A 22,372-nucleotide genomic window follows, 5' to 3' on the forward strand; every position below is an offset into this window, starting at 1 on the left:
ACACAACCCGCTACCGTACTTGCTCGCAATACTGGCATATAGCCGTACGACCCGCGTTATCATGCCCGCGCCAGCGTTCGGCATGAGCACAAGGAGCAGCAGATGAGCGATTCGCGCCAGGCGGCGTTTGCCCGGGAATGCGACCTGATCATGAAAGGCGGCATCACCAGTGGCATCGTCTACCCGCTGGCCATCACCGAAATCGCCAAGGCGTTTCGCCTGCGCAGCATCGGCGGCACCAGCGCTGGTGCCATCGCCGCGGCTGCAGCGGCCGCTGCCGAACTGGGCCGCCAGCGCTATCAGCAAGGTGAGTTGAGCAGCGACCCAGCCGGCTTCGCGACAATCGAACGACTGCCCCAACACCTCTGCGTGCCCGCCGCCAATGGCCATGGCACCAAGCTGCTGGCGCTGTTCAAGCCGGCCCCGGCAGTACGCCCCCTGTTCGATACCTTCATCGCCATTCTGGAGGCCAAGGGAAAAGGCCCCTGGGCGCGGTTGTTCGCGCCATTGAAAGTCATGCTCCTGCGCCACAAGCTCGCCGCCCTGGTCGGCGCGATGCTGGCAGGCGGGCCGCTGTGGTGGAGCGCCATCAATAGCGCCAGCGCCCTGGTCTGGCTCTGGGTGCTGCTGTTTGCCGCACTGGGTGGCGTCGCGGCCGTGCTCGGACGCATGGCTATGGTGGCATTGCGCGAATTCCCGGCGAGCGGTTTCGGCCTGTGCAGCAGCATGCCAACGGCCGATGACGACGCCCCGGATGAAGCCCTGACCACCTGGCTGGCCCAGTACTTCGACCAGCTCAGCGGCCAACACGACTACTGCGCCGGCCAGGTCGACGCTATCAAATGCGAGCGCCCCTGACCTTCGGCGATCTGCGCCGCCATGGCATCGACCTGCAGGTGATGACCACCTGCCTGCCCTGCGCGGCTTCCTCGCCCTGCTCAGCAACGTTGCCAAGGACTGGAACCACGAAACCCTGTCGCTGATGCCCGGCTTTCGCGACCGTATCGGCCTGATCCAGCTGACCCGCTAAGAAGGCGGCCTCAACCTGACCATGCCCACCGAGCGCATCGAACGGCTGACCCGTTACGGACGTGAAGCCGGCCAGCAGTTCGTCCTGCGCTTCGGCGACCCGCAGCACTGGCAGCCCGGCGCCCAGGCATCGCCGATGAACTGGGAGAACCACCAGATCATCCGCCTGCGCCTGCAACTGGCCAGCGTCGCTGAACAACTACAGAGCTTGGAAAGAGCCTGCCGCGAACTGCACGGCACCGAGCAGGACTACCAGCGCTTCTTCAGCGCCGATGCCAGGCGCTACAGCTACCCTTTCAAAGGCCTGCATGACCTGGAGCAAGACCCGGATACCGGCCTGTATCGCACCCAGGCCGGCCTGGCGCAGGCCATGTTAGGCAAACTGCGGGAGATCGCCCAGATGATCGAACAGCACCCGGACAGTCACCCGGCGATCGACGCCCCAAACCCACGCCTGAACTCAAGCTGCGGCCGCGTCTGTAGGGCGCCAGCAAACGACAAGCCTCCCAAATCAGAGCGTGTGAAAACGCACTGACGCCAGAAAAATCCAACGCCCCGACTGGTTCGGGGCGTTGGTGTTTTTGATGCTTGGAAATGGAAAGCGGGATTTACCCCAACAGCTCGATCAACCGACGGGCACCCATCACATTGATGGCACGCTTCAGGTTGTAGGCGTTGACCGCCAGGGCCATTTCCGTCCGAGCGCCCTGCAGTTGTCGGAGCAGGAAGCGACCATTACCCAAAATCCATTGCTTCAGGTTGCCGAAGGGATGTTCGACGATGGAGCGGCGCCTGACCATCATCTCTGGATGCACCTGCATCCGCTGATGCATGCGCTCGAATGCGGCCTCATGGACATGCCGAGTCACGTGTCGGCGCTTGGCCTTGGTGCAGCGTGATTTCAATGGACAAGCCGTGCAGTCGCCGCGTAGAGCATAAATGCGCTGTAGGCCGTTTACCTGCTTGAGCGGTAACCATTGGCCTGCAGGGCATTGGTACTGGTCGTTTTCTACGTCGTAGCTGAAGGCGCTGCGATCGAATAGCGGCGTGTCGTCGCCCTTGTTATTTATGCCCCGATTCTCCGGCACATAGGCCGTAATCCCAGCATCATCACACGCTTGAAACTGCTCACCATTGGAGTAGCCCGCATCGGCTGTAACCGTCAGCTCTTCCTGCGCCAGGATCGCCTGGGCAGCCTTGGCCATAGGTTCCAGTTGTTGGTTATCGCTGCCGTCCTGAGTGACAGCATGATGCACGATCAGCCCATGCTCGCCATCCACCGCGCTTTGCACGTTATAAGCCACGCGAGCCCCCTGGTGGGTACGCATCATGCGGGCCTCGCTCTCACCCACTACGAACTGCTCCAGCCCCTGTACCTCCATCAACGCCTGGGCTGTCAGGTTATCGGCATGTCGGCTCTCCAGCTGCTGCAGCGCAGCCTTGACCGCACTGCGATCAACCACTTCAGCGGCCTCACTGCGGTCAGCCTCGTCCAGTTCGGCCAGATAACGGGCGATCTGCGCCTCCAGCTTGCCTTGTTGACGCTTGAGCTTCGTCAGGCTCAGATGCTTGCGTTGCGACGCTACCGCCTGAAACTTGCTGCCATCGATGGCCACGAGTTGCCCGCTGATCAGTCCCACCTGGCGACAGAACTGGACGAAGGTGCGGCAGGTCGCCTGAAAAGCAGCGCTGTTGTCCTTGCGAAAATCAGCAATGGTCTTGAAATCCGGTGCCAATCGGCCCAGCAGCCACATCACCTCGACATTGCGTTGGCACTCGGCTTCCAGGCGCCGGGAGGAGCGGATGCGCTGGAAGTAACCGTACAGATAAAGCTTGAGTAGATCCGCTGGATCATAGCCAGGACGTCCAGTCTTGAGTGGTTCGGCCTTGCTGAAACCCAGAGCCTGCAAATCCAGGCGGGCGACATAGGCCTCGATCACCCGTACCAGGTGATCCTCCGGCACCAGCTCCTCCAATGTGGGAGGAAACAGGCTGCTTTGCTGACGACCTTCGCCCTGGATGTAGCCCATAAACGACAATGCCCCCATCGAATGATGGAGGCATTGTCTTCAGCTTGCTCTCCGACTGCTAGGTTTTCACACAGTCTGAAATGGGAGCCTTGTTTGCACACGACTGGGGTGATCAGCTACCCGGATGGGCATAGGCCTCTTCGAAGAAATAATCCTTCCAGGACGCCGCCTTGTTCTTCAGCACACCCAGCTCATGCAGCTTCTCGGCATAGATGAACGTGCGCTGCGGCGAGATGGTGAAGTCGTTTTCCAGGTCCTCGATGATCTTCTTCACGAAGTCCAGCGGCAGCTTGGAGTTCTCCACGCGAATGTACGTCTCGGCGGCTGCGGCCTTGTCTGCCTTGATGATCTGCTCGGCTTCCACCAGCGCGTCATAGAAGGCCTTGTAGGTCTTGGGGTTCTCGTCGTGGAATTTCTCGGTGGCGTAAAGCACGTTGAACGTGGCCTGGCCGCCGAGGATGTCGTAGCTGCTGATCAGCTTGTGCACCTTGGGGTTCTCCAGCGCCTGGTACTGGAACGGCGGGCTGGAGAAATGCGCGGTGATTTCCGAGCCGCCCTTGATCAGCGCCGCACTGGCGTCCGGATGCGGCAGGCTGACGGAGATATTGTCGAAGCGCTGGAAGTCATCCTTGCCATAGCGCTTGGCGGCCTCGAGCTGCAGGGTGCGCGACTGGAAACCGACACCGGCTGCCGGCACGGCAAGACGATCCTTCTCGGACAGATCGTCCAGCGACTTGACGTCTTCACGGTTGCTCAACACATAGCCCGGTAATGAGCCCAGCGCCGCCACCGCTTTTACGTTCTGCCGCCCATGGCTGCGATCCCATACTGTGAGCATCGGCGGCACACCCGCCGAGACCACGTCGATGGCGCCGGCCAGCAGCGCCTCGTTCATCGCGGTGGCGCCGGAAATGGTGCGCCATTCGACTTCGATCTTGTCCAGGCCCTGGGCCTTGGCATGCTTCTCGATCAGTTGCTGGTCTTTGACCACGTGCAACACCAGGTAACCGATGCCGAACTGCTGAGCGATGCTGATCGTGCCTTCGGCCTGCGCAGCCAGCGGAGTTGCCAATGCACCGAGCAGGCCCAAGGCGGCGGCCAGACGGCCGAATTTGACGGTGTTGGTCATGGTGTAGTTCTCGTTATGTGATCAGTGAGTTGGTCTTGTAGGGTGGGCCGGGCGGCGATCCGCTTCAGCCCACCAACTGGGTACGCCGCTGGTGGGCTCAACGCTGCATCCCCCAGCGCTTGACCGTCACCCGCTCGACCGTGGCGAACACCAGGTTCTCCACCAGCAGGCCGATCAGAATCACCGCCGCCAGGCCGGCGAAGACCTTGTCGGTGTACAGCTCGTTGCGGTTCTGGAAGATGTACCAACCCAGACCGCCCTTGCCGCTGGAGGCGCCGAACACCAGCTCGGCGGCGATCAAGGTGCGCCAGGCGAAGGCCCAGCCGATCTTCAGGCCCGAGAGGATCGACGGCAGCGCCGCCGGAATCAGGATGAACAGTACGAAGCGCAGGCCTCTCAGGCCATAGTTGCGCCCGGCCATGCGCTGGGTCTCAGAGACGCCGAGAAAACCGGCGTAGGTATTCAGCGCCAGCGCCCAGAGCACCGAATGCACCAGCACGAAAATCAGGCTGTTCTCGCCCAGGCCGAACCACAGCAGCGACAGCGGCAGCAGCGCGATGGCCGGCAGCGGGTTGAACATTGAGGTCAGCGTCGACAGCAGGTCGCGCCCCAGTTGGGTGGACACCGCCAGGGTGGTGAGCAGGAAGGCCAGGCCGATACCGAGCAGGTAACCCTTGACCAGCACCGACAGCGAGATCGCTACCTTCTCCAGCAACTCGCCACTGCCGATGCCTTCGAAGAAGGCCTTGGCCGTCTGCACGAAGCTGGGCAACAGCAGGTCGTTGCCTTGATAACGTGCCGCCGGCTCCCAGATCAGCGCCAACACCAGCAGGATCAGCGTCTTGCGCAGCCAGCCCTGTTGCCACAGACGCTGCAGCAACGGCAGTTCACGTTCCAGCTTGAGATCCGGCAGAGGCTGCAGAGCAATTTCGTAATCGTCTCGGCGTACGGGGGAAAGACTCATGGTGCACGCTCCTCAGTAGGCAATGCGGATGTCATGGAAGCCCAGCTCGGCAGCGGCGCCGTGCGCCCTCCTCGCTGCCCTCCTCGAACAACAGGTGATGGATGCGTTGCGCTGTCTGCTGGAACGCTGTACCACCCAGGCTGTGCAGGTCGAACTGGTGGCTGCCCACCTCCGCACGCACCCGCCCCGGATGTGGCGACAGCAGCAGAATGCGGTTGCCGACGATCAGCGCCTCCTCGATCGAATGGGTGACGAACAGCAAGGTGAAGCGCACCTCCTCCCACAGTTGCAGCAACTCCTCCTGCATCTTGCGGCGGGTCAGGGCGTCGAGCGCAGCGAAGGGCTCGTCCATCAGCAGGATCTTCGGCTGCATGGCCAGCGCACGGGCAATCGCCACGCGCGCCTTCATGCCGCCGGACAGGGTGTGCGGGTAGGCATCGGCGAAGGCAGCCAGGCCGACCTTCTCCAGATAGTGCAGCGCCCGTTCTTCGGCCTCGCGACGGCCCAGGGTGCGCGACGCCAACAGCGGAAACATGACGTTCTGCTTCACCGTCTTCCACGCTGGCAACTGGTCGAACTCCTGAAACACCACGATGCGGTCAGGGCCAGGCTCGCGCACCTCGGCGCCATCAAGGCGGATGCTACCGCCAATCGGCTCGATGAAACCGGCGACGGCCTTGAGCAGCGTGGACTTACCGCAGCCCGAAGGGCCAAGCAGCACGAAACGATCGGCGCGATCCACCTCGAAGCTGACTTCGTGGGTGGCGCGCACCACGCGCTGCGGAGTGCGGTATTCGAGGCTGACCTTGTCTACCTGCAAAACGGTGTCGAAGGCCGCGGCGGTTGACTGTGGGTTGCTGGCCGTGTGGCCTTGCAAGGGGGCATTCATGGGCTTCAGCTTCCTTGGCCGATGGCTGCGTCTTCGAAGAAGTAGTCCTGCCAGGAGGCGGGCTTGTTCTTGATCGCGCCGACGCGCTGAAGGAACTCGGCCAGCGGGTAGGTGTTGGTCGGTGTCACGCTGAACTGGAATTGCTCGTTATCGATGATCTTCAGTAGATCCTCACGGCTGATCTTGGCGCCGGTCACACGGATATAGGTGTCGGCGGCCGCGCCCTTGTCGTTCTGGGCAAAGTCGGCAGCCTCGGCCAGTGCAGCGACGAAGGCCTTGTAGGTCTTGGGGGTGTCGTTGCGGAATTTCTCGGTGGCATAGAGCACGGTCGGCGAGTTCGGACCGAGCAGCTTGTAGGTGTCGAGCACCACATGCACATTGGGGTTCTCCAGCGCCTGGTTCTGGAACGGCGGATTGGAGAAGTGCCCGGTCAGCTCGGTGCCGCCGGACAGCAGCGAAGCAGTGGCATCCGGGTGCGGCAGGGCCACGGTGTACTTGTCGAGGCGGTCGAACTCCTTGTCGCCCCACTGTTTGGCGGCGGCGTACTGGAGGAAGCGCGACTGCACCGAGACGCCCACCGCCGGAACGGAGATGCGATCCTTCTCGGTGAAATCGGCGATGGTCTTGACCTTGGGATTGTTGCTCAGCAGGTAGTACGGGAAGTTGCCCAGCGAAGCCACGCCCTTGACGTTCTGCTTGCCATGGGTGCGATCCCAGACGGTGAGCAACGGGCCAATGCCGGCCCCGGCAATGTCGATGGCGCCGGACAGCAGCGCATCGTTGATCGCCGCGCCGCCAGAGAGTTGTTGCCAGTCGACCTTGATGTCCAGGCCATCGGCCTTGCCGTGCTTCTCGATCAACTGCTGGTCACGCACCACGTTGAGCAACAGATAGACGATGCCGAACTGCTCGGCGATGCGGATCTGCCCCTCGGCCTGCGCGGCCTGAGGCGCCGCCAGCGAGCCTGCCAGCAGGCTCAGTGACAGACCGATACCACCGGCCAGCCGGCCAAAACGTGGAATGAAAGGAAAGCGTTTGCCTAGAGACATGGCGTGACTCCATTCGGATGCAAGCGAAAAGGAAATTAGGGTGTTGCGGTCAATCAGAACGGCACGTCGCCCTGGATCGTCGTGCGGTGCATGCGCCGGCGCAGGTGGCTGGGGCAGCCCGTGGCCAGGTGGACCAGCGCGCGGTTGTCCCAGAACACCATGTCGTGTGGCTGCCACTGGTGGCGATAGATGAACTCGGGTTTGGCGCTGTGCGCGTAGAGCTCAGCGAGGATCTGCCGGCTCTCGTCCTCGGGAACGTCGAGGATATGGGTGGTGAAGTTCTCGTTGACGAACAGGCCCTTGCGCCCGGTTTCCGGGTGAGTGCGCACCACCGGGTGAACCACCGACTTGACCTCGGCCAGTTGCGCCTCGGTCAGGGTCGGGCGACGGATGCCGGCGAATACTTCATCAGCATAGCGGGCCGTGTAGGAATGCGCAGCGCGCTTACCTTCGATGGCCTGGCGCAATTCGGCTGGCAGGGTTTCATAAGCCAGTTGCTGGCTGGCGAACAGCGTATCGCCGCCCTCCTCCGGCAGCTCCTGAGCCAACAGCATGGAGCCCAGGCTGGGGAATTCCTTGTAGGACAGATCCGAATGCCAGAACTTGCCGGCATCGCCCAGACCGATCGGCTGACCGTTCTCGATGATGTTGGAGATGATGAAAATCTCCGGGTGATCAGCCAGCAGAAACTGCTTGAGCACGTGGACCTGCAGCGGGCCGAAACGGCGGCTGAAGGCGATCTGCTGCTCGGGCGTGATGCGCTGGTCACGGAGCACCAGCAAGGTGTGATCGAGGTGAGCGCGATGGACACGAGCGAAGTCTGCATCGCTGAGCGGTCGGGTCAGATCCAGACCGATGATCTCGGCGCCAACGGGCGCATCGAAGGGGCGGACTTCGAATGACTGTGCCGACGCCGCGGTGGTGGTATGGGCTACTGCCGACATAGAAAACTCCATGCAAAGGCGCCAATCGGCGCATCACTTTGACCGGCCGAGGGTTCGGCCATGTGTTCAGTGCGGCGCGCCGATTGGTCGGCAGGTACGCATGGAGCAGAACTTTATAGGTATAAGAAAATTATTTTAAATACCGAATAAGCATATTCATATGACCCGCCAGCGAGGCGCGCCATCAGATGCCACACTCGTCGTCGCTATCAGATGCTTCGCATGTCAGGCAGTAGCTTGCGTTAGGCAAAGCGGGTCGGGTCTAGACCGGAGAATCAGTCGCGAATACCCGGTCTTGAGTAGCAGGTAGCCGTCGCTAAGAGGGGGCCGCTATCGGCCCAGGCTGTGTAAAAACGTTGGCATCGACCTTGCTGTGATTTGATGGATTCAAATCAGCTGGAGGATGCCAATGAAGCGTTTTATCCAGGGAGAGCATCGAGGCCAAAGCGCACTGCTTCCCGAGAGCCTGGATGACTATGTGGCGGATACCAACCCGGTACGGGTGGTCGATGTTTTCGTCGATGAACTCGACCTTGGCCAGCTGGGCTTCGATGGTGTCGTCCCGGCTGAAACAGGTCGCCCCGCCTACCATCCTGCCGACCTACTGAAGATCTACATCTACGGCTATCTCAATCGTATTCAGTCCAGTCGCCGTCTCGAGCGCGAGGCTCAGCGCAACGTCGAGTTGATGTGGCTGACAGGGCGTTTGATGCCGGACTTCAAGACCATCGCCAACTTCCGAAAGGACAACGGCAAGGCAATCCGCGGCGTCTGCCGGCAGTTCGTGGTGCTGTGTCAGCAGCTTGGCCTGTTTTCGGAAGCGCTGGTGGCCATCGACGGCAGCAAGTTCAAGGCGGTCAACAATCGCGACCGCAACTTCACCAGCGCCAAGCTTAAGCGGCGAATGGAGGAGATCGAGTCCAGCATCAACCGCTACCTGACTGCACTCGATACCGCAGATCGTCAGGAACCTACCGTGGCGCAGATCAAAGCCGAACGCCTCCACGACAAAATCGCGACCTTGAAAACTAAGCTGCAAGAGCTCAAAGAAATCGAGGTTCAGCTCAACGAAACACCGGATAAACAGATATCCCTGACCGATCCCGATGCCCGCTCAATGAAGACTCGGGGCAGCGGAATGGTCGGCTACAACGTGCAGGCGGCGGTCGATGCGAAGCACCACCTAATCGTGACGCACGAGGTCACGAACGACGGAGTTGATCGAGACCAACTGAGTTTCATGGCCAAGCAGGCACGAGAGGCCATGGGCGTCGAGAGGCTCTCGGCGGTCGCAGACAGAGGTTATTTCAAAGGCGAAGAAATCCTGGCGTGCCATGAAGCTGGAATCACCGTTTTCGTGCCCAAGACGCTGACCTCGGGAGCGACAGCGGCTGGCCGCTTCGGCAAAGGTGATTTCATCTATGACGCAGCCAAGAACGAGTACCGATGCCCGGCTGGGGAAAACCTAATCTGGCGGTATTCAAGCGTCGAGAAAGGACTGAAGCTGCACCGCTACTGGAGTTCGCACTGCCAGGGTTGTGCGTTGAAAGAGCACTGTACGCCGAGCCCACAGCGCCGGGTGAGCCGCTGGGAGCATGAGGCCGTGCTCGAGGCGATGCAGAGTCGCCTGGATCAAGCGCCCGAAATGATGCGGATCCGTCGCCAAACGGTCGAGCACCCGTTTGGCACGCTGAAATCCTGGATGGGTGCCACCCATTTCCTCACCAGAACGCTCGACCGGGTGAGCACCGAGATGAGCCTGCATGTGCTCGCCTACAATCTCAAACGTGTGTTGAGCTTGATGGGTAGCGATGCCTTGATGGCGGCGATGAAGGCCTGAGGCTTGTTTTACGACTCTTGCTGCCCTCCAGCAAGCGCGCCGAAGTCGAAAGTGCCACAACAACCAGAATCATCGATTGCGCTTGATTGGGCCTCAGACGGCCTTCTGGACACTGAGAAAATCCCCCGACAGTTGATTGCAATCACTTGCTGCGTTTTTACACGCTCTGGGCCAGAAGCGGCCATAACTCGTGCTCAAGACCGAGGACAAACCATGAGACTATTGTCGGCCAAGGAGCTGGTTTGGTCTTGCTTTAGCTCGCAATACTGGATCAGCTCGGCGAGGTAGCCAATCGCTTGATCCACAGGATCATGTTTCACTTCACGCAGGCTTGTCGCGATCTCTTGGCGATTGCTTTCGAATAGTTCCTTTACAAACTCTGGCATGACATTAGACTCGATGATTGCCTCCTCAAGCTCAGCCATGTTGAAGAGTGCTCCTCTGAGCTGCTCAACGCTCTCCAGACCGGTCAATGTCTCGCGCAATAGCTGACAAAGGTCCTCCGCAAACTCTAAAGAAAGAGTGCGGATGTCTTTAGTAGGTGCAGGGATCTCGATGACTTGCCCTCGATCATCTAGGCGCACCATTTTTGCTGGGACAAAGTAGCGCCCATCGACCCAGGCGCTAACAACGGGATTGCCGTCATGGGTCGCTGCATTACGCGCATCGCGCATGAAAGCACCATGGCGCAGTTGTACAATTTTCGACCATGGCAGCTGTTCGCCGGTCACTGTCTTGACGGCGTCTTTCAGTGTTTGAACGACATTCGCAAATGCTGAAAAGCCATAGACTACCGCCTGATTATTCTCTCTAGGGACGGTTTGTCCGCTGGCGAACAGCGCAAGTGATTGGTCACAGGCGGCCACGATGGCTTCCAAGTGATACTGAAGCTCCCGCACCTTACTGCCGAAATGATTTGCCACCCATCGCCGGTGACGCTCAGAAATCTCTTGCATTTTCTTACGCCCGAAGCTGCCCCAATTCTAGAAATTAAACCGTACCTAATCGTTACAGTCACACGAGCGTCTGTATTTGGCCGGCTTCCGCCTGCCGTGACCGGCAGTAAGCGACCCAAAGCAGCCGTTATAGCCCGCAAATCTGCACTAACCCGCCCACTCCACCCGGTTCCGCCCTTGCGTCTTCCCTCGATAAAGGGCGGCATCCGCCTGCTGCAGAAACTCATCGAACGCCTGCGCGCTGGTGAATTCATGCGAAACGCCAAGAGTCGCCGTGCAGCGAATCGCTTCCCTCAGGCCAGCGCCAGCCACTTGGCTGTGTTCGATCGCTGCCCGCGTGCGCTCAGCCAACTGCAGGGCGCCGGCGTTATCGGTATCCAGGGCGATGATCACGAATTCCTCGCCGCCCAAGCGGCAGACCAGGTCGCCCTGGCGTGCAGTGGCCTTGAGGACTTCGGCAACACGCGTCAGGACGAGGTCGCCGACGTTGTGGCCGTGGGTGTCGTTGATGCTTTTGAAGTGGTCGAGATCCACGATCAGCAAATACGCCGGGCTAGCCGTGCGCGAGCGGAAGTGGGCGTCCAAGGCGTCCATCAGCCCGCGCCGGTTCAGCAGCTGGGTCAGGGGGTCGTGCGCAGCCAGGTTGCGCAGTTCATCGGTAAGCCGGCTCAACACCAGCCACACGGCGCTGGGCGGCAGCACCGTCGCCAGGAACGACATATAGAGATAGAAAACCTTCTGGAAGCCGCTGCCCATATCGAGTGCCGCCAGGCCACCCTTGAGGATCATCGCGAACTTCATGGCGTTGAGGATGCAGATGCCGCCTATCAGCACGGCGAACACCAGCATCTCGACGCGCAGATCCCGGGCGAAGGTTCGCCGGCCGTAGAGCACCGCAACGGTCATGGCCAGAAACAACGAGGCACAGGCCGCAGCCAGCATGGCGTGACGGGCTTCGGTTCCCAGTAGCCATTGCACCAGTAGTTGCAACAGCGTGTAGCCGGCCATCAGGGTGAGCAACGGGCGCAGCACCGGCGTCGGCCGCTCGAAAAAGCGCATGGCGCCCAGCACATAGACGACAGGAGCACTGAGCGTCAGCGTGTGATTGATGACGCTCACCAGCCCCTCATCCGGTGGGCCGCCGAACAACTGCAGGATGTAGGCAAGGCCCAGCAACAGGTTGCCCAACGCGAAGACTTCCATGCCCATTTTCTTGCCATTCAGCCGGGTGCTGATCAGCAGGAACATCACGGAAAAACACAGCAGGTACACGCAGAGCATGCCGAGGATGACGGTAGTGACCATGGTTCGCGCAAGTTGAGGGATGGCAACGGGAGCCTAGCACTGCGTGGCGCACAACGGCGCCCTCGCCTCTCAGCATTGCAGAGGCTGTTTGCATGGCATTTCAAACCTGCGAATCGTAGGCATATGGCGCTGGGAAGGCAATTTGCCATTCATGCCTGTAGAGACAGCCTCGCGGCGCTGGCCTACCGTGCGAAAAAAGAACGCCGAGTCGGCTAAGCCGGCTCGGCGTAAACGCAAACCCGTTTGCACAGGTTTACTACCGTGTTCAACGGTGGGCAGCTAGAACACAAAAAGAGCCGCCTTACAGTTTCAATCAGAAAGCCGGCAGTACCGCGCCTTCATAACGTTTTTCGATGAAAGCTTTCACTTGCGGGCTGGTCAGCGCGGCGGAGAGTTTCTTGATCGCCTCGCTGTCCTGGTTGTCCGGGCGGGCCACCAGGTAGTTGACGTAGGGCGAGTCGCTGCCTTCGATCACCAGCGCGTCGCGCTTGGGATTGAGCTTGGCCTCCAGCGCGTAGTTGGTATTGATCAGCGCCAGGTCGACCTGATTCAGCACACGCGGCACGGTGGCTGCTTCCAGCTCACGGAACTTGAAGTTGCGTGGGTTATCGGCGATGTCGCGCGGCAGCGCCTGGGCGCTGTTCGGATCCTTGAGGGTCAACAGGCCAGCCTTTTGCAGCAGGAGCAGCGCACGGCCGCTGGTGCTGACTTCGTTGGGGATGGCAATGGTGGCGCCGTTCGGCAGCTCATCGAGGGATTTGTACTTGGTCGAATAAGCGCCGAAGGGTTCGACGTGTACGCCCTGCACGATCACCAGTTCGGTACCGCGCTGCGCATTGAAGGTGTCCAGGTACGGCTTGGTCTGGAAGTAGTTGGCATCCAGGTTCTTCTGGCTCACCTGCAGGTTGGGCTGAACGTAGTCGGTGAAGACCTTGATATCCAGATCCACGCCTTGCTTGGCCAGCTCGGGCTTGATCAGTTCGAGAATTTCGGCGTGCGGCACCGGGGTGGCGGCAACGCTCAGTTTTTCGCCAGCATGGGCCAGGGAGCCAGTCAGGGCAGCGGCCAGGGCGGTCAACAGCAGGGTCTTCTTCATAGTTCCTTGTTCTCGGTCTGTGGCACCGGCTGGATCAGCAGTCCGGCGCGTTTGGCTGGTACCCGTGGATGTGGCGGGCTGGGCGCGACAGTACGGAAAATTATTTATTCCATAAAATAATTATTAATTATTTTCTTATGCTCAAAATAAACAGTCGCCCCTGTTTGTGAGCACCGCCACCATCCACCTAGAGTGGATAGCCTTCAATCCGCTGGATGTTCCCATGCTCACTGCCGCCCTCGCCCGCTTCCCCCGCCTGCAGCTGATTTCTCAGGCCACTGCTCTGCAGCGTATGCCACACCTGTCGCAACACCTGGGCCGCGATATCTGGATCAAACGCGACGGCCTCACCCCGTTTGAGCCAGACGCAAATGGGTATCGAACTCCCGAATGTACGCTTGATTACACTCGCCCGATCCATCAATCGATGGATGTGAAAGGCGATACCCAACATGACTGCCGCCCTCCTGGAGCAAACCACAAAAACATAAAAATATTCTAAAAAAGTATTTATCTATTCCATTTGGCATAGATAGTCTTGCTCCACCGGACCGCCGGACACCCTGACAACACCTGAACAACGTCCTGCGGCTCGGCATCCTCGTCAGAAGGGCCAGCTCGCCTTCGAGGAGCACCACCATGCCCCCCTTTTCCTTCGTGCGCCGCGTACTGGCCGCACTGACCCTGTCGAGCGCGACCCTGGTCGCCCAGGCCGCCGACTTCACCGTTGCCTACCAGACCACCGTCGATCCAGCCAAGGTTGCCCAGGCTGACGGCGTTTATGAAAAAGAAGCCAAGGCCAAGATCGATTGGCGCAAATTCGACGGCGGCGCTGAAGTGATCACCGCCGTTGCCTCGGGCGATGTACAGATCGGCTACGTCGGCTCCAGCCCGCTGGCAGCAGCCGCCACTCGACAACTGCCGGTACAGACCTTCCTTATCGCCGCGCAGATCGGCGCCGCCGAGGCACTGGTCGTACGCAACGGCAGCGGCATCGACAAACCGGCCGACCTGATCGGCAAGAAGGTCGCCGTGCCGTTCGTTTCAACCGGCCACTACAGCCTGCTGGCCGCGCTCAAGCACTGGAACATCGACCCGAGCAAGGTGCAGATCCTCAACCTGGCGCCACCGGCGATCACCTGGGATCCGGCCCTCGGTGTGGCCAAGGAAACCGGCAAGGTGCTGATCACCTCCGGCGAACTCAGCGAGCTGGGCGCACCGACCTTCGATGCCTGGATCGTGCACAAGGACTTCGCTGAGAAGCATCCGGAGATCGTGCGGGCCTTCGCCAAGGTCACCCTCGATGCCTACGCCACCTACCGCAAGGATCCGCAAGCCTGGCTGGCTAACCCGGACAACATCGCCAAGGTGGTGAAGCTCTCCGGTGCCAAGGCCGAGGACATCCCGCTGCTGTTGCAGGGCAACGTCTTCCCGCTGGCCGCCGACCAGGTGACTGCCCTCGGCGCGCCGACCACCCAGGCCGTCAGCGCCACCGCAGGCTTCCTCAAGGAGCAAGGCAAGGTGGACAAGGTGCTGCCTGACTACGCGCCCTACGTTAGCAATCAGTACATCACTAACTAAGCCACGTTTTTCCGGGCGGCCAGGCCGCCCGGTCTCCTTTCATGCCCGGAGTCCATTCCATGCCCCGTATCCATCGCCTGTTCGCAGCCGTTGCCGCCGCTGCGTTCGCCTCGTTCAGCCAGGCTGCCGACCTGACCATCGCCTACCAGACCGGTATCGATCCGACCAAGGTCGCTCAGGCCGACGGTGCCTATGAGCAGGCCATTGGCCAGAAGATCGACTGGCGCCGCTTCAACAGCGGCGCCGAAGTGGTCACCGCCATCGCCTCTGGCGACGTGCAGATCGGCAACCTCGGCTCCAGCCCACTGGCAGCCGCTGCCAGCCGTAACTTGCCCATCGTCACCTTCGTCGTCGCCGCGCAGATCAATGCCGCCGAGGCGCTGGTCGTACGCAATGGCAGCGGCATCGAGAAACCCGCCGACCTCGCTGGCAAAACTCTCGCCACGCCGTTCGTGTCCACCTCGCACTACAGCCTGCTCGGTGCCCTCAAGCACTGGCAGATAGATCCGGCCAAGGTGCGCATCGTCAACCTCAACCCGGCCGAGATCAACGCCGCCTGGCAACGCGGCAACATCGACGGCGCCTTCGTCTGGTCGCCGGCACTGGGCGAGATCAAGAAAACCGGCAAGGTACTCACCGACGCCGCCGAAGTCGGCACCTGGGGCGCACCGACCTTCGAGGTCTGGGTCGCGCGCAAGGACTTCGCCGAAAAACACCCCGAAGTGCTGGAGCAGTTCGCCAAGGTCACCCTTGACAGCTTCGCCCGCTATGCGGCGGAGAAAGACCAGTGGACAGCCGACTCCGAACCGGTGCGCAAGATCGCCGCGCTGACCGGCTCTAACCCCGAGGACGTACCCGAGCTGCTGGCCGGCTCCGCCTTCCCGGATCGTCAGCAACAACTGGCCCTGCTCGGCGAACGCACCGCTGGCGACATCGCCGCCACCGCCGCCTTCCTCAAGGAACAGGGTAAGGCCGACCGCGTGCTGCCGGACTACTCGCCCTACGTCAGCAGCCAGTACATCAAACCCTGAACCCGCGCCTGCCTTGAAGAGAACCTGAACATGGCCCTACTCGAACTGGAGCACATCAGCGCACAGTACCCGGGCGCCGCCAACGCGGTATTGAGCGACCTGTCCTTCAACCTCGGCCCCGAGCAACTGCTGGTCGCCCTCGGCCCCTCCGGCAGCGGTAAGACCACCCTGCTCAACCTCATCGCCGGCTTCGTCTCTCCCTGCGCCGGGCGCATCAGCCTGGATGGCAAGCCCGTCGCCGGCCCCAGCGCCGAGCGTGGCGTGGTGTTTCAGGACGACGCCCTGCTGCCCTGGCAGAACGTGCTGGAGAACGTCGCCTTCGGCCTGCAACTGGCCGGCGTGGGCCGTGCCGAGCGCGAAGACAAGGCGCGCGAACTGCTCGCCCTGGTCGACCTGGCCGACTTCGAGCAGCGCCACATCTGGGAACTCTCTGGCGGGCAGAAACAACGCGTGGGCCTGGCCCGCGCACTCACTGCCGACCCGCGCGTGCTGCTGATGGACGAACCCTTCGGCGCCCTCGACGCCTTCACCCGCGAGCAGATGCAGGAGCTGCTGCTGCAGGTCTGGCAGCGCACGCACAAACCGGTATTCCTGATCACCCACGACATTGAGGAAGCCGTATTCCTCGCCACCGATCTGGTGCTGCTGGCGCCCAACCCCGGACGCATCGTCGAGCACCTGCGGCTGGACTTCGGCCGCCGCTACGCCGCAGGCGAAAGCGCCCGCGCGATCAAGTCCGACCGCGCCTTCATCGACACCCGCGAGCACGTGCTCGCCCAGGTCTTTGCCCAACGCCAGGGGAACCGCGCATGAGCAGCTACGAATATGTCTACGCCAAGACACCCGAAGAACAGCGCACGGTGAAACAGCGTCGTGAACTGAGCCTGCTGACCATCAGCAGCCTGAGCATCGCCAGCCTGCTCTGGTTGTGGTGGGCGGTAACCAGCGCCGGGCTGATCGAGCCCCTGTTCCTGCCCAGCCCGCAAGCCGTGCTCGCCCGCGGCTGTCAACTGCTCGGCGAGGGCTATATGAACGCCAGCCTGTGGCAGCATCTGGGCGCCAGCCTCGGGCGCATCGGCCTCGGCCTGCTGGCCGCGGTGCTCACCGCGGTGCCGTTGGGCATCGCCATCGGCCGCCATCGCATCGTGCGCGGCATCTTCGACCCGCTGATCGAGTTCTACCGGCCGATCCCACCGCTGGCCTACCTGCCGCTGATCGTCATCTGGTGCGGCATTGGCGAGCTGTCCAAGGTGCTGCTGATCTACTTGGCCATCTTCGCCCCGGTGGCCATCGCCACCGCCACCGGCGTGCGCAACGTCGACCCGACCAAACTGCGCGCCGCGCAATCGCTCGGCGCCACGCAGGCGCAGCTGATCCGCCACGTGATTCTGCCCAGCGCCCTGCCGGACATCCTCACCGGCATCCGCATCGGCCTTGGCGTGGGCTGGTCGACCCTGGTCGCCGCCGAGCTGATCGCCGCCACCGAAGGCCTGGGTTTCATGGTGCAGTCGGCGGCGCAGTTCCTGGTCACCGACGTGGTGATCCTCGGCATCCTCGTCATCGCCCTGATCGCCTTCGCCCTCGAACTGGGCCTGCGCGCCCTGCAACGCAAACTGGTGCCCTGGCACGGCCAGGCGCATTGAGAGAGACACCCGACATGACCCTGCACATCACCCCGCTCAGCCCGGCACTCGGCGCCCAGGTCAGCGGTATCGACCTGCGCCAGCCACTCACTGCCAGCCTGCGCCAGCAAGTGGAAGACGCCCTGCTGCAATACCAGGTGCTGTTCTTCCGCGAGCAGCCCATCGAGCCACAACAACAGGCTGCTCTCGCCGCACAGTTCGGTGACCTGCACATCCACCCGCTCTACCCCAACGTGCCCGAGCAACCTGAAATCCTCGTGCTCGACACCACCGTGACCGACGTGCGCGACAACGCCATCTGGCACACCGACGTCAGCTTTCTGGAGACTCCGGCCCTCGGCGCGGTACTCGCCGCCAAGCACCTGCCGCCCTACGGCGGCGATACCCTGTGGGCCAGCAGCAGCGCCGCCTATGACGCCCTGTCGCAGCCGCTGAAGCAATTGCTCGACGGCCTCACCGCCACCCACGACTTCACCCGCTCCTTCCCGCTGGAGCGCTTCGGCAATACGCCCGAAGCCCTGGCGCATTACCACGAAGTGCAACGCACCCACCCGCCCGTGGTGCACCCGGTAATCCGCACCCACCCGGTTACCGGGCGCAAGGGACTGTTCGTCAACGACGGTTTCACCAACCGCATCAACGAACTGGAAGCGGCCGAAAGCTGCGCCCTGCTGCGCTTTCTCTTCGCCCACGCCACCCGCCCGGAGTTCACCATCCGCTGGCGCTGGCAGGAAAACGACGTGGCCTTCTGGGACAACCGCATCACCCAGCACTACGCCGTCGACGACTACCGCCCACAACGGCGGGTGATACATCGGGCAACGGTATTGGGGGACAGACCGAGGTGAGGGGCGCAGTGTTGATCAACAAGCCACTAACAGCACGCGTAGAGATCGAGACCCGCTTTGTTACGAAAGTAGCTGCCTATCGCTAGAGATCGGCTGCATGCGCAGCAAATACATATGTCCCGTTTTCCATCGCCTTCACGCGCGGAGCACCTTCGAGCGACGCGAAGCTGATGCACTCCGTCTCAAGCATCTTATCCATCAGGCGCTGCTCGCCCAGTCGAAGCAGGGCCGGCGTGCTGCGAGAATGGCAAGGTATACGCTTCTTCGTGCAGTGCGACCCTATTGAGAGTGCTAACGGCCGCCCGGTACCTGATCGGAACTGCAGTGTGAAGGCAAACGATCAGCATCTAATGAGTGCCACTTTCATCTTCAAAGACTAACCACTGTCGATCCATGGCTAGCGGGTTGTCGCACAGGCGCCAGCCGCCCCGTGGTGCGCGCTGCGCCCCCTACCCCTGCGCCGTATGCTTATGCAGCGTTTCGCCTGGCGAAACGCTGCAGTGAATCTCCGCGATGGCTGAAGTTACATGTGCCAAGTGATACCATTGCGCGCTTCGACGCCCCCCGTCCAACGACGGCAACCGGCGCCACGATGCCCGACACTCCCCCCATGCCTCACCAGCCTTATCGGCTCGTCTGCCGGCAGGGACGTAGCGTTCACTCATATGCGCAGGTTCGTCTTCCTCGGTTCGGGCCGAGCTGAAAGGCTCGAAAGCGGTATCACCCGTTAAACAGCGCACCTCAAGTTATTGATAGGTAAGTCCTTTGATTTCCACCGCTAACATCACCATGCAGTTCGGCGCCAAGCCGCTGTTCGAGAACGTTTCCGTCAAGTTCAACAACGGCAACCGCTACGGCCTGATCGGCGCCAACGGCTGCGGCAAGTCGACCTTCATGAAAATTCTTGGCGGCGACCTCGAGCCTTCCGGCGGCCAGGTGATGCTCGAGCCGAACGTGCGCCTGGGCAAGCTGCGCCAGGATCAGTTCGCCTACGAAGAATTCAACGTGATCGACACCGTGATCATGGGTCACGAGGAGCTGTGGAAGGTCAAGGCCGAGCGCGACCGCATCTACTCGCTGCCAGAAATGAGCGAAGAAGACGGCATGAAGGTCGGCGAGCTCGAAGGCGAGTTCGCCGAGATGGACGGCTACACCGCTGAATCGCGCGCGGGCGAGCTGCTGCTCGGCCTGGGCATCCCGCTCGAGCAGCATTTCGGCCCGATGAGCGAAGTCGCACCCGGCTGGAAGCTGCGCGTGCTGCTGGCCCAGGCCCTGTTCTCCGATCCGGACGTGCTGCTGCTCGACGAACCGACCAACCACCTGGACATCAACACCATCCGCTGGCTGGAAACGATCCTCACGGCGCGTAACAGCACCATGATCATCATTTCCCACGACCGTCACTTCCTCAACTCGGTCTGCACCCACATGGCCGACCTGGATTACGGCGAGCTGCGCCTGTTCCCGGGCAACTACGACGAGTACATGACTGCCGCGACCCAGTCGCGCGAGCAGCTGCTGGCCGACAACGCCAAGAAGAAGGCGCAGATCTCCGAGCTGCAGAGCTTCGTCAGCCGCTTCTCGGCCAACGCCTCCAAGGCCAAGCAGGCGACCAGCCGCGCCAAGCAGATCGACAAGATCCAGCTGGCCGAGGTCAAGCCGTCGAGCCGCGTCAGCCCGTTCATTCGCTTCGAGCAGACCAAGAAACTGCACCGCCAGGCCGTGACCATCGAGAAGGTGTCCAAGGCCTTCGACGACAAGGTGCTGTTCAAGAACTTCAGCTTCACCGTCGAAGCCGGCGAGCGCGTGGCGATCATCGGCCCCAACGGTATCGGCAAGACCACCCTGCTGCGCACCCTGGTCGGCGAAATGGAGCCGGATACCGGTTCGGTGAAGTGGACCGAGAGCGCCGAGGTTGGCTACTACGCCCAGGATCACGCCCACGATTTCGAAGATGACGTGACCCTGTTCGACTGGATGGGCCAGTGGACCACCGGTGAACAGGTGATCCGCGGCACCCTCGGGCGCATGCTGTTCTCCAACGACGAGATCCTCAAGTCGGTGAAGGTGATCTCCGGTGGTGAGCAGGGCCGCATGCTGTTCGGCAAGCTGATCCTGCAAAAGCCCAACGTGCTGGTGATGGACGAACCGACCAACCACCTGGACATGGAATCGATCGAGGCGCTCAACCTGGCGCTGGAGAACTACCCGGGCACGCTGATCTTCGTCAGCCATGACCGCGAGTTCGTTGGCTCCCTGGCCACGCGCATCATCGAACTGTCGGATAATGGCGTGACCGACTTTTCCGGCACCTACGACGATTACCTGCGCAGCCAGGGCATCATCGTCTGAGCACACGCTACAGAAACAACAAAGCCCGCTTTTGCGGGCTTTGTTGTTTCAGCGCTCTGCTCAGGCAGTCGCGAACAGCTCGGAGATACGCTGCGCAGCACCTTTCATGGCTTCGGCGCGCGGCTCTTCACCGTAGGCCAGGCCTTCGGCGCGAACGATCTCGATGTCGTCGATGCCGAGGAAAGTCAGCACGCGTACCAGGTAGTCCTCATGCGCCTGGCCAGACGGCTGGCCGGCATGAATACCACCGGCGCTAGAGGCGATCACCACGGTCTTGCCACCTGCCAGTCCTACCGGGCCATTCTCGGTGTACTTGAAGCTCTTGCCGGCGATGGCGATACGGTCGATCCAGGCCTTCAGCTGGCTGGGAACGCTGAAGTTGTACATCGGCGCACCGATGACGATGGCATCGGCAGCCAGGAACTCTTCCAGGGTGCGCCAGTTCGGCCTCGTGTTTCTGCGCGGCGTCACGCAGCTCGGCCGGAGTGCCGGCGGCTACCAGGCTGGCAGCGGAGAAGTGGCTGATCGCATCACTGGCCAGGTCGCGATAGGTCACCTGAACATCTGCAGTGACAGCGCTCCAGGCCTCGACCACAGAACGGCTGAGCTGACGGGAAGCGGAAGCATCGCCGAGGATGCTGGAATCGAGGTGCAGTAGTTTCATAGGTGCTCTCCAGAGTGCTATGCGACGTGGTGACGCGATTGTACAGAGGCTACCGATGTAACCAATAGCCGATAAGACGGCAAAAATGCGATAGTTCGTCCCACTGATAGGACGATGACATGCATGACCTCAATGATCTGTTCTACTTCGCCAAGGTAGTGGAAGCCGGTGGTTTCGCCGCGGCCGGGCGAGCCCTGGGCATTCCCAAATCGCGCCTGTCGCGGCGCATCGCCGAGCTGGAGCTGCGCCTGGGCGCGCGCTTGCTGCAACGCTCGACACGCAAGCTGGCGCTGACCGATATCGGCGAACGCTACCTGCGCCATTGCCAGGCGATGTTGCTGGAAGCGGAACAGGCCGAGGAAACCGTCACCAACCTGACCAGCGAGCCGCGTGGCCGGGTACGCTTCTCCACGCCCCCGGGCTTGGCCCTGCTACCCGATCTGATCAATGATTTTCTGAAGCGCTATCCCGGGGTGCAGCTGGAGGTCGTGCAAACCAGCCGCCGTATCGATCTGCTCAATGAGGCGGTGGACGTCGCCCTGCGCGTACGCAGTGTCGATGATGAAGAACCGGGCCTGATCACTCGCCGCCTCATCCCCGCCCATGCCTGTGTGGTGGCATGCCCGAATCTGGTCGCCGGGCTGCGCCTGGAGCAGCCGGAAGACCTGCAGCAGTTGCCAGCGCTAGGCGCTATTGGAGCCGACCGGCGCATTCATCTGCGCTTTCATCACAACACGACGCAGGAGGCTCGTGAGATCGCCCTGGAAGCACGCCTGGCCGTCGACGACTTTCCCATACGCAAATCGGCAGCATTGGCCGGAGTGGGCATCACCTTTTTGCCCACCATTTACTGCCACGAGGAATTGGCCGATGGCAGCCTGGTTTCATTGCTACCGCACTGGACGGTGCCTCAGGGCTATGTCCAGCTGGCCTACACCCACAGGCGCGGGATGTCGCCGGCTGTCCGCGCCTGGATAGAGTTGCTTAGCGATGCATTCAGTCGCTGGAGCTACCCGCTCTGA

At 61.6% G+C, this 22,372-nt stretch carries 19 protein-coding genes and 2 pseudogenes; 11 read left to right on the forward strand and 10 right to left on the reverse strand.

The window, feature by feature from the left end:
* Positions 1–102 precede the first annotated feature (102 nt).
* A complete protein-coding gene (locus tag AAEQ75_RS20305) occupies positions 103–858 on the forward strand; it encodes a hypothetical protein (RefSeq protein ID WP_343350269.1) in 756 nt (251 codons plus the stop codon).
* Positions 859–1,051: 193 nt separating this feature from the next.
* Positions 1,052–1,564, forward strand: coding sequence for a hypothetical protein (locus tag AAEQ75_RS20310; protein ID WP_343350270.1), 513 nt, complete (start codon positions 1,052–1,054; stop codon positions 1,562–1,564).
* A 73-nt stretch (positions 1,565–1,637) separates the two neighbouring features.
* Here AAEQ75_RS20310 and AAEQ75_RS20315 read toward each other — a convergent pair whose 3' ends face one another.
* The 6 genes and pseudogenes from AAEQ75_RS20315 to AAEQ75_RS20340 form a co-directional block, all read right to left on the reverse strand.
* On the reverse strand, positions 1,638–3,059 hold the full coding sequence (locus tag AAEQ75_RS20315; RefSeq protein ID WP_343352446.1) for an IS1182 family transposase: 1,422 nt from the start codon (positions 3,057–3,059) through the stop codon (positions 1,638–1,640).
* Positions 3,060–3,171: 112 nt separating this feature from the next.
* Positions 3,172–4,188 (reverse strand): ABC transporter substrate-binding protein, encoded by a 1,017-nt coding sequence (locus AAEQ75_RS20320; protein ID WP_343350271.1) that lies wholly within the window; start codon positions 4,186–4,188, stop codon positions 3,172–3,174.
* A 97-nt stretch (positions 4,189–4,285) separates the two neighbouring features.
* Positions 4,286–5,152, reverse strand: a complete 867-nt coding sequence (locus tag AAEQ75_RS20325; protein WP_343350272.1) for an ABC transporter permease — start codon at positions 5,150–5,152, stop codon at positions 4,286–4,288.
* A 12-nt stretch (positions 5,153–5,164) separates the two neighbouring features.
* Positions 5,165–6,041, reverse strand: a pseudogene (locus tag AAEQ75_RS20330) (ABC transporter ATP-binding protein).
* Positions 6,042–6,046: 5 nt separating this feature from the next.
* Positions 6,047–7,090: an ABC transporter substrate-binding protein gene (locus AAEQ75_RS20335; protein ID WP_280065187.1), complete on the reverse strand. Its 1,044-nt coding sequence runs from the start codon at positions 7,088–7,090 to the stop codon at positions 6,047–6,049.
* A 53-nt stretch (positions 7,091–7,143) separates the two neighbouring features.
* A complete protein-coding gene (locus AAEQ75_RS20340) occupies positions 7,144–8,034 on the reverse strand; it encodes a TauD/TfdA dioxygenase family protein (protein WP_343350274.1) in 891 nt (296 codons plus the stop codon).
* Positions 8,035–8,443: 409 nt separating this feature from the next.
* Here AAEQ75_RS20340 and AAEQ75_RS20345 point away from each other — a divergent pair, with 409 nt between their 5' ends.
* Entirely contained in the window at positions 8,444–9,874 is a 1,431-nt protein-coding gene (locus tag AAEQ75_RS20345; RefSeq protein ID WP_058147395.1) for an IS1182 family transposase, read from the forward strand.
* 194 nt (positions 9,875–10,068) lie between these two features.
* Here AAEQ75_RS20345 and AAEQ75_RS20350 read toward each other — a convergent pair whose 3' ends face one another.
* The 3 genes from AAEQ75_RS20350 to AAEQ75_RS20360 form a co-directional block, all read right to left on the reverse strand.
* Positions 10,069–10,830 carry a hypothetical protein gene (locus tag AAEQ75_RS20350; RefSeq protein ID WP_343350276.1) on the reverse strand — a complete coding sequence of 254 codons (762 nt, stop codon included), beginning with the start codon at positions 10,828–10,830 and terminating at the stop codon, positions 10,069–10,071.
* A 147-nt stretch (positions 10,831–10,977) separates the two neighbouring features.
* On the reverse strand, positions 10,978–12,135 hold the full coding sequence (locus AAEQ75_RS20355) for a GGDEF domain-containing protein (protein WP_280065191.1): 1,158 nt from the start codon (positions 12,133–12,135) through the stop codon (positions 10,978–10,980).
* 313 nt (positions 12,136–12,448) lie between these two features.
* Positions 12,449–13,231 carry a MetQ/NlpA family ABC transporter substrate-binding protein gene (locus AAEQ75_RS20360; RefSeq protein ID WP_343350277.1) on the reverse strand — a complete coding sequence of 261 codons (783 nt, stop codon included), beginning with the start codon at positions 13,229–13,231 and terminating at the stop codon, positions 12,449–12,451.
* 223 nt (positions 13,232–13,454) lie between these two features.
* Between AAEQ75_RS20360 and AAEQ75_RS22075 the strand changes: the two genes are divergently transcribed.
* The 7 genes from AAEQ75_RS22075 (at position 13,455) to AAEQ75_RS20395 (ending at position 20,686) form a co-directional block, all read left to right on the forward strand.
* Entirely contained in the window at positions 13,455–13,733 is a 279-nt protein-coding gene (locus AAEQ75_RS22075; RefSeq protein WP_430523430.1) for a hypothetical protein, read from the forward strand.
* A gap of 137 nt (positions 13,734–13,870) precedes the next feature.
* Entirely contained in the window at positions 13,871–14,812 is a 942-nt protein-coding gene (gene tauA, locus AAEQ75_RS20370; protein ID WP_343350278.1) for a taurine ABC transporter substrate-binding protein, read from the forward strand.
* Positions 14,813–14,871: 59 nt separating this feature from the next.
* The gene (tauA, locus tag AAEQ75_RS20375; protein WP_343350279.1) at positions 14,872–15,843 is read left to right on the forward strand and encodes a taurine ABC transporter substrate-binding protein; all 972 of its coding nucleotides are present in this window, start codon (positions 14,872–14,874) and stop codon (positions 15,841–15,843) included.
* Between the two features lie 30 nt (positions 15,844–15,873).
* Positions 15,874–16,656: a taurine ABC transporter ATP-binding subunit gene (tauB, locus tag AAEQ75_RS20380; RefSeq protein WP_343350280.1), complete on the forward strand. Its 783-nt coding sequence runs from the start codon at positions 15,874–15,876 to the stop codon at positions 16,654–16,656.
* Positions 16,653–17,486, forward strand: a complete 834-nt coding sequence (gene tauC, locus AAEQ75_RS20385) for a taurine ABC transporter permease TauC (protein ID WP_343350281.1) — start codon at positions 16,653–16,655, stop codon at positions 17,484–17,486. Before tauB ends, tauC begins: the two co-directional genes overlap by 4 nt.
* Positions 17,487–17,500: 14 nt before the next feature.
* Entirely contained in the window at positions 17,501–18,334 is an 834-nt protein-coding gene (tauD, locus tag AAEQ75_RS20390; protein ID WP_343350282.1) for a taurine dioxygenase, read from the forward strand.
* A 765-nt stretch (positions 18,335–19,099) separates the two neighbouring features.
* A complete protein-coding gene (locus AAEQ75_RS20395) occupies positions 19,100–20,686 on the forward strand; it encodes an ABC-F family ATPase (RefSeq protein WP_343350283.1) in 1,587 nt (528 codons plus the stop codon).
* A 60-nt stretch (positions 20,687–20,746) separates the two neighbouring features.
* Here AAEQ75_RS20395 and AAEQ75_RS20400 read toward each other — a convergent pair.
* Positions 20,747–21,350 (reverse strand): annotated as a pseudogene (locus AAEQ75_RS20400) (FMN-dependent NADH-azoreductase).
* A gap of 119 nt (positions 21,351–21,469) precedes the next feature.
* On the opposite strand from AAEQ75_RS20400, the gene AAEQ75_RS20405 reads away from it, so the two are divergent.
* Positions 21,470–22,372, forward strand: a complete 903-nt coding sequence (locus AAEQ75_RS20405) for a LysR substrate-binding domain-containing protein (RefSeq protein ID WP_343350284.1) — start codon at positions 21,470–21,472, stop codon at positions 22,370–22,372.

The organism is Pseudomonas sediminis, assembly GCF_039555755.1.
Lineage (GTDB): Bacteria > Pseudomonadota > Gammaproteobacteria > Pseudomonadales > Pseudomonadaceae > Aquipseudomonas > Aquipseudomonas mendocina_D.